This window comes from Streptomyces sp. DI166 (genome assembly GCF_900091315.1).
GTDB classification, from domain to species: domain Bacteria; phylum Actinomycetota; class Actinomycetes; order Streptomycetales; family Streptomycetaceae; genus Streptomyces; species Streptomyces fuscus.
The window spans coordinates 1-10,694 of record NZ_FLSP01000164.1; the positions used below are offsets into that span (position 1 = coordinate 1).

Annotated in this window: 14 protein-coding genes and 2 pseudogenes; 6 read left to right on the forward strand and 10 right to left on the reverse strand. The window is 68.5% G+C overall.

The annotated features are described in order from the left end of the window. Positions 1-647 precede the first annotated feature (647 nt). Both GA0115233_RS38405 and GA0115233_RS38410 read right to left on the reverse strand, forming a co-directional pair. Positions 648-1,223, reverse strand: coding sequence for a transcriptional regulator (locus tag GA0115233_RS38405; RefSeq protein ID WP_093725202.1), 576 nt, complete (start codon positions 1,221-1,223; stop codon positions 648-650). A 260-nt stretch (positions 1,224-1,483) separates the two neighbouring features. Further along, positions 1,484-1,750: a hypothetical protein gene (locus tag GA0115233_RS38410; protein ID WP_141689640.1), complete on the reverse strand. Its 267-nt coding sequence runs from the start codon at positions 1,748-1,750 to the stop codon at positions 1,484-1,486. A gap of 739 nt (positions 1,751-2,489) precedes the next feature. On the opposite strand from GA0115233_RS38410, the gene GA0115233_RS42130 reads away from it, so the two are divergent. Continuing rightward, positions 2,490-2,624 (forward strand): ATP-dependent DNA ligase, encoded by a 135-nt coding sequence (locus GA0115233_RS42130; RefSeq protein WP_255310497.1) that lies wholly within the window; start codon positions 2,490-2,492, stop codon positions 2,622-2,624. A gap of 28 nt (positions 2,625-2,652) precedes the next feature. Here GA0115233_RS42130 and GA0115233_RS38420 read toward each other — a convergent pair whose 3' ends face one another. The 6 genes from GA0115233_RS38420 to GA0115233_RS42135 all read right to left on the reverse strand — a co-directional run bounded on the left by GA0115233_RS38420 (position 2,653) and on the right by GA0115233_RS42135 (position 6,722). Then, entirely contained in the window at positions 2,653-3,483 is an 831-nt protein-coding gene (locus tag GA0115233_RS38420; RefSeq protein WP_255310498.1) for a pentapeptide repeat-containing protein, read from the reverse strand. A gap of 49 nt (positions 3,484-3,532) precedes the next feature. After that, positions 3,533-3,748 carry a DUF4913 domain-containing protein gene (locus tag GA0115233_RS38425; protein ID WP_255310499.1) on the reverse strand — a complete coding sequence of 72 codons (216 nt, stop codon included), beginning with the start codon at positions 3,746-3,748 and terminating at the stop codon, positions 3,533-3,535. A gap of 242 nt (positions 3,749-3,990) precedes the next feature. After that, on the reverse strand, positions 3,991-4,710 hold the full coding sequence (locus GA0115233_RS38430) for an SGNH/GDSL hydrolase family protein (RefSeq protein ID WP_093725208.1): 720 nt from the start codon (positions 4,708-4,710) through the stop codon (positions 3,991-3,993). Then, the gene (locus GA0115233_RS38435; RefSeq protein WP_093725210.1) at positions 4,707-5,174 is read right to left on the reverse strand and encodes a cupin domain-containing protein; all 468 of its coding nucleotides are present in this window, start codon (positions 5,172-5,174) and stop codon (positions 4,707-4,709) included. Before GA0115233_RS38435 ends, GA0115233_RS38430 begins: the two co-directional genes overlap by 4 nt. Before the next feature lie 83 nt (positions 5,175-5,257). Beyond that, positions 5,258-6,094 carry a helix-turn-helix domain-containing protein gene (locus tag GA0115233_RS38440; protein WP_093725212.1) on the reverse strand — a complete coding sequence of 279 codons (837 nt, stop codon included), beginning with the start codon at positions 6,092-6,094 and terminating at the stop codon, positions 5,258-5,260. 43 nt (positions 6,095-6,137) lie between these two features. After that, on the reverse strand, positions 6,138-6,722 hold the full coding sequence (locus GA0115233_RS42135) for a hypothetical protein (protein WP_255310500.1): 585 nt from the start codon (positions 6,720-6,722) through the stop codon (positions 6,138-6,140). 176 nt (positions 6,723-6,898) lie between these two features. Between GA0115233_RS42135 and GA0115233_RS42140 the strand changes: the two genes are divergently transcribed. The 5 genes and pseudogenes from GA0115233_RS42140 to GA0115233_RS42155 all read left to right on the forward strand — a co-directional run. Beyond that, a complete protein-coding gene (locus GA0115233_RS42140) occupies positions 6,899-7,156 on the forward strand; it encodes a hypothetical protein (protein WP_255310501.1) in 258 nt (85 codons plus the stop codon). A 522-nt stretch (positions 7,157-7,678) separates the two neighbouring features. Next, complete coding sequence (locus GA0115233_RS42145) at positions 7,679-8,299, forward strand: DUF6192 family protein (RefSeq protein WP_255310502.1); 621 nt, start codon at positions 7,679-7,681, stop codon at positions 8,297-8,299. Beyond that, positions 8,253-8,680 (forward strand): annotated as a pseudogene (locus GA0115233_RS42150) (DUF6192 family protein). The gene GA0115233_RS42145 and the pseudogene GA0115233_RS42150 overlap by 47 nt, the downstream one beginning before the upstream one ends. Positions 8,681-8,683: 3 nt before the next feature. Further along, positions 8,684-9,103, forward strand: coding sequence for a hypothetical protein (locus GA0115233_RS38455; RefSeq protein WP_093725214.1), 420 nt, complete (start codon positions 8,684-8,686; stop codon positions 9,101-9,103). A gap of 39 nt (positions 9,104-9,142) precedes the next feature. Further along, positions 9,143-9,304 (forward strand): annotated as a pseudogene (locus GA0115233_RS42155) (transposase); the annotation flags it as partial. Here GA0115233_RS42155 and GA0115233_RS38465 read toward each other — a convergent pair. Both GA0115233_RS38465 and GA0115233_RS38470 read right to left on the reverse strand, forming a co-directional pair. Next, positions 9,303-9,875: an alpha/beta fold hydrolase gene (locus tag GA0115233_RS38465; protein WP_093725218.1), complete on the reverse strand. Its 573-nt coding sequence runs from the start codon at positions 9,873-9,875 to the stop codon at positions 9,303-9,305. The pseudogene GA0115233_RS42155 and the gene GA0115233_RS38465 sit on opposite strands and share 2 nt — an antisense overlap. A 2-nt stretch (positions 9,876-9,877) precedes the next feature. Further along, positions 9,878-10,255, reverse strand: coding sequence for a nuclear transport factor 2 family protein (locus tag GA0115233_RS38470; protein WP_093725220.1), 378 nt, complete (start codon positions 10,253-10,255; stop codon positions 9,878-9,880). Positions 10,256-10,694 lie beyond the last annotated feature (439 nt).

Consider the following 10,694-nt stretch of genomic DNA (forward strand, 5'->3'; position numbering starts at 1 on the left):
GCGGTCTGCTCCGCAGACACGACGCGCCGCCGCTACGCGGCGGGAACTCCCTTGCTCCGCAAGGGAGTTGACGGATCGTCACTCCGTGACGATCCAGTTGAATTGCTCCGCAATTCAACTCAGGAATTCGCTCCGCGAATTCCAAAGGCGCCCCTGCAAGGGGGTCGTCCCACCGTTCTCCGGCTTTCGGAAACATGCCTGACATCCTGTCAGTTCATTCTCCCGTTCCATTTCCTGGAATTCCTCAATCCCTCATCCATAAAACCGAACTGACTTTTCCTCAACTTCCCCACTCTCTTTCCAGTCAAAGCCCGGACCCCACACGCACAAAATACACGGGATCGAGAAGCGAGCGGTCTGAAGTTCGCCGCGGTGAACGCGGAGGGCTTCGTGGCCGACCTGGACCTGACGCAGTTGGTGCAGAAGCAGCGTGCTGGGTCTACCTGTTCGGCCCAGTGCTCGTGGTGTACGTCCTTCTCCGAGGACGCGATCGCCTCAGGCAGGCCATGCCGGCAGAGCAGCGGCTGGACTGAGGGGTTCGCGGAGCAGCGCCGGCAAGGCCGCGCAGGCATACCAGGACCGGTTTGCGGAGAAGTGGAAAGGCCACGGCCCGGTGTCGGCAAGGTGTTCCAGGGCCGTCTCCTGGTTCAGGCTGCGAAGCCGATGTTGGTGACGTACTCGTACTGGCCCCACTCGGAGCCGAGGTCTACCACTGCGTCACTGATCCAGGCGTCGTCCAGAGCGTCCTCGTCGTCGTTGGCCCACGCCTCGACGATGCGGTTCCAGTGACGGATGTTCAGTGTGCGGTAGGCAACAGTGCGCTGGCGGGGCCGATCGACCTGGGACTGGTTGAGCGGGTGGAACTCAACGCGAGTTCCACGTCCTTCCCGGTTGAGGCGCGCGAGCAAGTAGCGGGCGACGTTTTGGCGGCGCACCGTCCGGTAGGCGGTCTCAAGGTTGTGCAAGTTCTTCTTCGACGGGCTGCGTTTGCCGTCCAGCCATGACTTGATCGTGCGGTCGGTGACGGTGAGGCCGGCCTCGCGGGCTGCCTGGCGGGCGTGGTCGGTGCGAGTGAGGTAGTGCAGCCGTGCGAGCAGACCGCGGCGCTGTGTGACCGGCGTGACGATGAAGCCGACGAGTGCATCGAGCTGGCGAGCGACGGCCTCGTATCCCTTGATACCGCGAGCACCGTACTTGCCGAACTCGATATTCCTCTCCGGCACCTTGGTCTCCTCGGAATTGTGTAATTGACGGAACCGCAAACGCACGCGGTGTCAGTCGAGTAAAGAATACCGGATTCTGAGGTCTGAGGTGTGGTCTCGCGTTTCTCTGAAGCCCAGGTTGGTACTACGGAATTTCGCCGAGGCTTTCATGACACTGAGCCTTTTCCAACCTCAGGTCGAAGCGTGGTGAAGGACGAGAGCGGTCTTTACGAGGCCGTTCCCGGTGGGCCGCACCAAGGATGGGGCCCTCGTCCGTTCGTTCAGGAAGCCCGGATCGCCCGATCGATCTCCGCACCGGTGCGGGCCACGATGACGGGCCACTCGTCCCTGAGAGCGGCAGGCAGAAGGTCGCGGTCCTCTTCCCGCTGAATCATGGTTGGTCCGCCCGGGACGACGAGCACGGCGTCCAGCCGGCGCGGCAGGACGGCCAGGAGGTCCATGATTCCGCCGCCTCCGAAGCGGTTGAAGGTGATGTTGTCCGGGCTGGAGATGAACACATACGCCTCCTCCCTCTCCGCCGTACGCACCTGCAGGAAGTTCGTCCGGGGTTGATGGCTGCGCTGCTTCGCCTCTTGAGGTCGGCGTACTCCTGGGCGTCGAGGGGGGCGGACTTGAACGCGTAGACGATGGCGCCCTGGCCCTCGCGGTCGATGTCCGCGCTGAGAGTGGCCTCCAGCCGCGTGGCCTGCCGGAGGAGTTCGTTCAGGGCGCGGGCAGTGGAGCAGCCGGGGCAGTCGCAGTTCTCGGCCGCGGGCGGGGTGCTCTCGTCGGCGGCCGCCGCGGTGGGCTGCGGCTCCTCGACGGGCGGGGCGTTGAAGCTGGCGACCAGGTCCTGCTCCTCCTCGGAGCGGAGTATGGCGCGCCGGAACAGCTCGACCTCGAGGTCCTCGGTCTTCTGCTGCTCGGCGGTGAGCTGGTACCAGTGCGGGAGCGCCCGGCCCTCTCCTTCGCTTCACCTCGTAGTAGTTGCGGGCGAGGTTCGGCGGGAGCATGGTGTGCCGCGGCTTCGAGGACTTCGGGGTCGTCATGCAGGGGGGAACGCCGGGCGGCCGGATTCTGTGACACCCCCTGCCGCTGCTGGGCCGCTACGGCCCCAGCGGGCGCCTGCACTACGTCGGCCGCAGCACCACCCTGCCCCAGACCGCGGGCCGGGCCGTCGCCCCGCTCCTCACCCCGGCTGGGCACGGCCATCCGTGGACGGGCTGGACGTTCTCGGCCGGATGGGGCAGCCGCGAGAGGCTGCATGTCACGCTCGTACGGCCCGACTTGGTCGTCGAAGTCGGCGTCGACGTCGCCAGGGACAGTACCGGACGCTGGCGGCACCCCGCCCGCTGGCACCGCGCCCGCCCCGACCTCACCCCTGGCGACACCCCGCCCATTACACCGGGCCCCGCCATCTGAGCAAACCCTCGCGGCACGCTCCCGGCCGCTATGGCGTGGGGAGCCAGACCGAGGGCAGCATGAGCCCCGGCGGCACGGCTGGCGGCATGGGAAGGCCCCGCGGAACCGCACCAGTTGCGCCGCGGAAGTCGACCGTGCCGCCAGAGAACACCGCCCCGCTGAAGCCGACCATTCCGCCGGAGAAGACTGCTTCGGAGAGGTCCCCGCCGTCGAATACGACGCCGGTGAAGTCGAAGTCGTGGCCCTGCCACGAGCGGTGGTGCGTCCGGGGCAGGCGCAGGTGGTCGCGAATGAGGCGGATGACGGTGTGCCGGACCTCCCGCAGGGCGAGGAAGGCGTGGCGGGCTTCTTCGTCACCTGCTGGCAGGTCGGCTTCGGCGGTGTAGGGCAGGCGGAGGTAGGCGCACAGCACATCAATGCAGGTCTGGCGGAGTTCGCGGGTGGGGGCGTCGTCGGCGAGTCCGGCCAGGGCGTGGACGCCGCCGAGGCGTACGGCGGGTGAGTCGTCGCCGAGTTGGGAGACGGCGGTGGTGAAGCGTTCGGTGTGCAGGCGGGTGGTATCGCGCAGGGCGGCGTCCTCGTCGACACGCTGGCGGCGGTAGGCGACGACCAGGGCGACCAGGGCGCCCGCTCCTGCCACCACGCCGAAGGCGAGTTTGACGAGGTCGAACAGGGTCCTGGAGTCGATGCGGCGCTCGGGCTTGAGCCCGCGGACATCGAGCATCTCCCACCCGGTGTAGGAGACGGCTGAGGCCGCCGTCAGCGCGGCGGTGAAGGCCAGGGCTAAGACGATGCCGACGGGCCACAGGCGCGGACCGGGCCGCTGCGCGGGGCGTCGAGGTGGTAGGCGCAGGTTCACGGAGCACAAGACTGGGCCGGGCTCGGCGTTGGTTGCAGCGGCCGCCGGGTCAGGTCTCCTCGCGTCTCCAGGCGCTGGGCACCGTGCCGGGCATGCGGTGGTCGACCTGGTGCTCGCCCTTGGTGCAGCCCGCGAACGGGCCGGTGGCCGCGCGCAGTTCCCGCATGGCGGGGTCGAGGTGGTCGCGGTGCCAGACCGAGGGGCCGGTGTAGCCGCAGGACGCGGGGTCGGTCAGCTCCTGCCAGGCCAGCCACAGGGCGTGCACGGCCTCGGTACTGGTGGGCTCGCGTAATCAACTGTCGCCGGTTCCCCGTGGAACCCAACCTGCCGGTGACCGTGTGTGATCCCAACGGCGTTTCGGCCCCAGGTCCCGCCGGTCTCGTTGAGCCGGCGGGGTGGTGGTTTTTGTCGAGGTAGCCGAGAGCGTTCGAGATGGTCCGGTCGTCGTTGCTTGCCCGGTAGGGGTGGGAGCCGAATACGCAGGAAGGGGGCCGCCGCCGGAACCGGCTACGCGCGCCGGGTCGAGAGCCAGGTGTCGATGACCTCGGCGGCAAGGGCGGCGCCGCGGCTGTTCTGGTGGATGTGGTCGGTCGTGAGCACGAGACCCCGGCGCCGCGAGATCGTGTCGAGGCTATGGCCCAGCAAGGCGCGCCGGACGAGGACGCTGACGCTCGCTGCGGGTGTCGGGTCCCGGTAGGGGATCGGCGGCGGGTCCGCCTGGCGTAGTTCCTCGGTCTGGCGTTCGTGGAGCGGGAGGTAGGTCGCCTGGTTGGTGGTGGCGACCTCGGCGATCATGCGGCTGTACGCCTGTGATGCCCGCGCCGCGGGTCCGTCGAGTTGTTGGCCGAGGACCGGGATGGACAGCAGAGCGATCGTCGCGTCGGTCTGCGTTCGCAGCCGTTCGACGGCGGCTCCCAGGCACTGCTGGAACCAGCCGGCCGACGGGCGCTGGGGGAGTTGTTTGCGCTTCATGGCCCGCTCGACGGGGTAGTCGGCGAGGCTCGCTCGGGCGTCGTTGGTCCCGATCAGCACGGTGATCACGTCGGGTGGGTCCGCGACGACGGCATCGAGGCGCCGTGAGAGGTTGTGGGCGAAGTCGCCGTTGACGCCGAAGCGGGCGAGCCGTACGTCGCCGGGAGGTCGGCGTCGTTCGAGAAGGTCCAGGTAGTCGACGCTGAATTGCGCGCGGGTGAGGCTGTCGCCGAGGCACGCCACACGGGTCGTCATGGTGTTCGCGGGCCGGACGTGCCGGCGTGCTCGGTCGGGCGGGCTTCGGTCCGGGGACGGTGGTCGGTGCCGAGGCCAGCGGTGATGGTCAGGATGGACGCCGGTCCCGCCATGTCGACCGCGTGCCATGTCCCGGCCGGGTTGACGGTGGCCTCGCCCGGCCCGAGCACAACCCGGTCGGGCACTCCGTCCACATCGCGGGTGACCGTCACCGACCCGCTGAGGCAGACGACCAGTTCGTCGCCGGCGGGGTGGCGCTCCCAATGGTCGCCGAGGCCGTCGCCGTCGAAGATCGTCACCATCCGGCCCTCGGCGCCGTCCGCCGCGACCGCGGCGCTGTAGGCATGGAGCACCTCCGGGTCCCAGGCGAAGCCCTCGACGGGTTTCGCTCTCGACCCCAGCCCGAGGTGCACGGGGGTGGTTCGCAGGTCGATGGCGTTGGGTTCGTGATTGACGAGTCTCATGCCGACGATCGTCACAGGACGGCTATAGGGTGGTCTTGAAGAAAAGGGAACGGAAGCCGACGTGATGGGCGGCCGGTCGGCGACTACCCAGTCCCGAGCAGGACTTCGCCGCGACGCCATGCTGTCGGCGATCGGCCCGTGAACTCGCTCCAGTCCCGGACGAGATGGGCCTGGTCGGCGTAGCCGGAGACGGTCGCCACTTCGGCCCACGGAAGCGGGTCGTGCATGGTGGCCAGTTCGTGCGCGTGCTCGAAGCGCAGAACCCGGGCAAAGGTCTTCGGTGACAGGCCCACCTCACCGCGAAACCGCTCGGTGAGATACCGACGGCTCCAGCCCAGTTCTGCGGCGACCCTCCCCACCGGGACACGGCCCCGCGCGGCCAAAAGGCGGCGCCAGGCCTCGGCGACCTCGGGGCGCACCCGGGACACGGGGTCGCCGCCGACGCCACGGCCGACGGCTCGCAGAAGCAGCTCATCCAGCGCGGCGAACCGCGCGGCCCATGTCGTCGCCGCGCGGAGCCGGTCGACCAGCTCGACGCCGAGCGCTCCGAGAAGCTCGTCGAGTGGGACCAGTCGGTGGGCGAGATCAGCGGCGGGCATGCCGTAAACAGCCCGGGCCCCGAGCGGCGTCAGCGACACCTGCACGCCTTCCTGGCGTCCGTCGTGGTGGATCGCGACGGAGCGGCGCATCAGACCGCCGGCCACGCTGTCGAATCGGGTGACCGGTGACCCGTCGTCGACGCCTGCCGCCACCTCCAAAGGACCGGACAGACTGATTACCGCAGTGAGCACGCGGCTCGGCGGACCGCAGTGCACCCCCGCCGGGAACCCACGAAGATCGAAACCGGCATACGAGCCGACGTAGCGCCGCAAGGCGGGCGCCGGACGTGCATAGATCCTGGTGGCCCTATGGTCTTCCATCCTCGCAGTGTACGAACCGGCGGTTACTGGTGTGCTCTCGTATTCAGCTGTCGCCAGTTCCCCGAGGAACCCAGCCCGCTGGTGACCGTGCGTGGTTCCCGGAGGCGTATCGGCTCCATGCGCCGCCGGTCTCGTTGCGGAGTCGGGTGGTGGTCTTGTCGTGGTAGCCGAGAGCCTCCGCGACGACGGGGGCAGGCATCTCCAAAAGTTGCTGCCGGATGGCGGCGCCGCGGGCGGCTGCGGCTGGGGCACCGATCTTGTTGAGGAGCGCGGACAGGTGGTCGGGGCGGAACGGCTGGCCCGCGCGACGGCCGGGGAGAAGCCAGCGGGAGGCCGGGTTGGTGGCAGTGCCCATGTTGCCGCGGTTCGCGATGTGCTCCAGCAGCAGGGAAGCGAGCGGTGCAGGGACGGGTGAGGCCGGTTCCCCGATCCGTAGAAGTACGGCGTCTCCGTCCCGGACCACGTCGTCGACGGTGGGCCGGACCACCCGGGTCAAAGGCTGCGCGTAGAGGAGCGCGATGACGCCGGCGACGCGAAGGTGCATTGGTATCTCCTGGTCGGCCGGCAGCCGCCCCAGGGCGTCCAGACGCTCGTCCTCGCTCAGCGGGGCTCGCGGGGTGGTCTTCATCGCGGGTATGGAGACCGAGCGTCGGCAATGGCGGCTCTGCATGGCCAGGTTGAGGAAGGCCCTCAGACAGGTGCGGCCGTGCTCGCTGTTCTCTGCCCGCCAGGCGTCGATGTCGATCTGGGAGCAGGAGGCGAGGGTGGTGTTCCGCTTGCCGAGCCACTGAGGAAGGAAGTCGCGTGTTTGACCTGATCGGCGGCAAAGCGGCGGACGCTCGGTGTGATGTGACTCTGTTCGGCGCGGGACCGCAGTCGGGGCAGGACGCGCCAGGCGAAGAGCCGGATCGTCGTGACGTGCTCGGGGTCCTCGATGTCGGCCAGATGGCCGTGGAGCCAGCGTGGGAAGGAGCAGATGTACTTGTCGACCGCAGACAGGACGCCGCTTGCCATCAGGGAGTGTTTTTGAACTCTGGCCGTGAGGTGCGTACGGCTGGATGATCTGGCTCGTGGCGGCTGACGGGACGGCTCGGCGGTACTGCCGGGAGTGTGGTGATCCGCTGCCGGTGTCGATGGCGGCGGAGGCGGTGTTCTGTTCGGGTCGGTGCAGGTCACGGCAGTGGCGGAGGCTGCAAAGGACCCGGCAGCGGGTGATCGCGATGCAGCGGGGCAAGCGGGCGGAGTGCCCGGTGTGCGGCCGGTCGTGGACGGTGGGGGTGGAGCGGTCGAAGGCGGCGGTGTACTGCTCGGCCCGCTGCCGGGTGCGTGCCTGCCGCCAGCGGCAGGCGTCGCGGAATGGTGTTACGGAAACGCCGTAGCCGAACTCCTCGGCCTCACCACCAACACCGCGTGTTTTGCAGGCGTGTTGGCGGCGGTCGGCGGGTGCTTCGAGCGCCTCTGGTTCGCGCTCTGCCTCCGCGTGTCGCGCCCCGCGCCACCGTGGACGTGACCGGGGCCGGCGCCTCGTTGACCGGTCCCATTGTGGGTGACCGGGCCGGGTCCGGGGCAAGGACGGTGGTCGTCATGGCCGACCGGATCGGGAATGTCACTCGGCAGCGTTACGAACAGATCGTCACCCGGGCCAAGGAACTGATCGCGCAGGTCGCGAAGGCGCAGTTCGCCCTTGGTGACATGGCGTTGGAGATTGAGCCGATGAGGGCGGTGGGCGGGTCCATGCCGAACGGCACGGACGACCTGTTCACCGTGACGGAGTCGTTGCAGATGTTCGCGGACGACATCGGGGTGGCCAGGACGACGGTGGAGGACTGGCGGTGGACTGCCAACCGCTGGCCGGCGGGCAGGCGCAAGGAGGGGGTGTCGTTCACCGTTCACCGCATCCTCGCGTCGGTCGTGGACGAGGCCGAGCGGTGGGCGGCGATCGAGGATGCCCCGTTCAACCCGCGCACCGGAGCGAGGCAGTGGACGCCGGACGGCGCGAAACGGCTCGTCGGCCAGCGAGTCGAACGCCCCGTGACGGTCGACGAGAAGGTCCAGGCCGTCGCCGACCTGACCCGGGACGAGGAGGTCGCCGCGCAGGTGGCCGCCGACCTGTTCAAGCGGCCGGAGGGCACCGAGCACGTCACGCCGGCCGACCGGGATGCGGGTCGTCACCGAGCTGACCAGGGACGACACCGTCGCCCATGAGGTGACCACGAACATGCGGCGCGGGCCGACGGTGGCCCGGACGGTGATGCGCGACGACACCGCGCGGCTGCTGGTCAACCACGCTCAGTTCGACAACTCCGAGGAAACGCGGGAGCGGATCCGCGAGACCACCCCGGCCGTCCGCAAGATCGAGCACACCATCGAGTATCTTGACCTGGTGGGCACTGCCACGGCGTCGTGGCCACGCTGGGCCGGCTGGTGCCCCGGATGCGGGGCCAGGAGTTCACCGACCACGAGCGTGAGACCGTGCGACGGCAGATCGGACGGGTCCGCGCCGCGGCCGACTGGCTCGAAGGAGCCGTCGACAACGGCGAGTTCACCCTCGACGAGCAGCTGACCCAGCTCCTCAAGGGCGAGTAGACCATGGCCCGCAGCCCTCGCCGCCCGGCCCAGCCGCTGTCGGAGCACTACGGCGACCTGGTCCGCGTCGCGCTGATGGAAGCCAGACCGGCCGGCCTGCACACGGTCCAGCTCGTCGCCGCGACCCGGCTGAAGCAGTCCCAGGTCCAGCGCGGTATCCGGCACCTTCGCGACGTCGGCGCCGCGGAGAACCTCACCCCGATCACCTGGCGGCGCAAGGACGGCTACATGTTCTCCGACGACCCGGCGGACTGGATCGAGTACGAGAAGAAGCAGCTCGCCCAGGCCCTCGGCCGCCTCACCCGGATGATCACGGGCACGCTCGCCCCGCACCTGGCCCGCTGCCCCGACGACGAATGGGCCCAACTGGTATCCGCCCGGCTCACCGGCGTGACCGCGTCCCTCGCCCAGCTCTCGAAGTAACCGTCCGCCGGTCCCCTCCGCGCCATCGACGAGTCCGCCATGCCGAACCCTGCCCGCCGCCGTCGCTACCCGTCCGACACCACGGTCGCCGAGTGGGCACTTCTCGAACCCCTGCTGCCGGTCCCGGCCTGCCAGACCAAGACCGGCGGGCATCCCGAGAAGTGGCCCCGCCGACAGATCGTCGACGCCATCCGCTACATCACCGACAACGGCGCGAAGCGGAGAGCACTTCCGTCCGATTTCCCTCCGTGGGAGACGGATTGGCCGTCAGCATCGCTGCACGCATCCATTCTGGGAGGGAGCTCTGACGCTCCAGCACGTCGATGAATGGCGCGGTCCCTTGAACGGCGAACAGCTCGGCTTCCCGCTGAACCTCGCCGGGAGCGGTGGCGACGCGGTCGGCATGGGCTCCGCCAACGATCAGGCCGGTCAGCCGTTCGGGATGGCGAGCCAGCAGGTTGAGGCCGATGATGCCGCCCATCGATGCTCCCCAGAACGCCGCCCGAGAGATATTCAGCTCGTCGAGTACGGCGGTGACGTCCTCGACTTGACGGTCGATCCGGTAGCTGTCCACGTCGTGGGGTGCCTCGCTGCCGCCGTGACCACGGGCATCGATGAGGACGAGGCGATGGCTGTCGGCGAGGGCATCGACATAGCCGGCAGACCGCCACGTGGTGCGGTCTCCGAAAAATCCGTGCAGCAGCACGAGCGGCGGCCCGCTGCCCATAGTCTCGAAGGCGATCTGTACTCCGTCGCTGCTGGTGACCTGCATGGCTACTCGGCCTCGGACGCAACAGGAGTTGCCTGGTGGAAGTACATGCGCCAGCCCGTCTCCGTCAGCCGCCACAAGGAGCTTCGCCAGGCCCGGCGCCCTTGGTTGTCGGCGAAATACGTCAGATGAACGATGCCGGGAGCCAGAACGACCCCGGACATCTCGCTGACCTGCACCGGAGCCTCCGATGACACCGTTGCACCGCTCGTGACCGCGAGGATGGATTTCACATCCCACCGGCGTCCCGACGCACCGAACTCAGTGAACTCCGGATCCAAAAGCTCCAACACACGGGCTGGAGAAGCACGCGCCTCAGGATCAAGCAGCCGAAATTCGCCATCCATGGCTGCTTGCACGGCACGCTCACTCTCGTCGGTCATGGCGGAACCTTACGGACGCTTCCCGCCCGTGCACAGCGAATAGATCACCTGCCGCGAGCCCCGGCACAAGATGGCCAGGAGGCGTGAGGATCTGCATCCCAAGTGATCACTCGCTGCCGCCAAAAGCCAGCCGCAGTTCAAAAACACTCACTCAGAGGTCGTTTTCATCCGCTAGGGGCTGATGCCTCCTGGTTTGCGTGATGCAGGGCTGTGGTGCTCGCGCGACTGATGATCTCGTCGATCCTGGATGTCCGGGTGGGGTGACGCCCGGGGCGTGTTGGGGCTTACGCCTGTCTCATTCCAAGACGCCCGTTCTGTGGTCGTGCTTCCACGGTCGAAGACGCACGCCTGGGCGCACTCGCGTCCGGGCAGTACGCCGACGTTATGAGCGAGCGACGTCCGCATCCGAGTGATCTGTCCGATGCGCGCTGGGAGTTGA

Bases quoted from the DNA above. Each gene is read 5' to 3' on its own strand.
- GA0115233_RS38455 (WP_093725214.1), top strand. From the start codon at position 8,684: ATGGCCCGCAGCCCTCGCCGCCCGGCCCAGCCGCTGTCGGAGCACTAC.
- GA0115233_RS42135 (WP_255310500.1), bottom strand. From the start codon at position 6,722: ATGAAGACCACCCCGCGAGCCCCGCTGAGCGAGGACGAGCGTCTGGAC.
- GA0115233_RS38470 (WP_093725220.1), bottom strand. From the start codon at position 10,255: ATGACCGACGAGAGTGAGCGTGCCGTGCAAGCAGCCATGGATGGCGAA.
- GA0115233_RS38440 (WP_093725212.1), bottom strand. From the start codon at position 6,094: ATGGAAGACCATAGGGCCACCAGGATCTATGCACGTCCGGCGCCCGCC.
- GA0115233_RS42145 (WP_255310502.1), top strand. From the start codon at position 7,679: ATGGCCGACCGGATCGGGAATGTCACTCGGCAGCGTTACGAACAGATC.
- GA0115233_RS38430 (WP_093725208.1), bottom strand. From the start codon at position 4,710: ATGACGACCCGTGTGGCGTGCCTCGGCGACAGCCTCACCCGCGCGCAA.
- GA0115233_RS38465 (WP_093725218.1), bottom strand. From the start codon at position 9,875: ATGCAGGTCACCAGCAGCGACGGAGTACAGATCGCCTTCGAGACTATG.
- GA0115233_RS38435 (WP_093725210.1), bottom strand. From the start codon at position 5,174: ATGAGACTCGTCAATCACGAACCCAACGCCATCGACCTGCGAACCACC.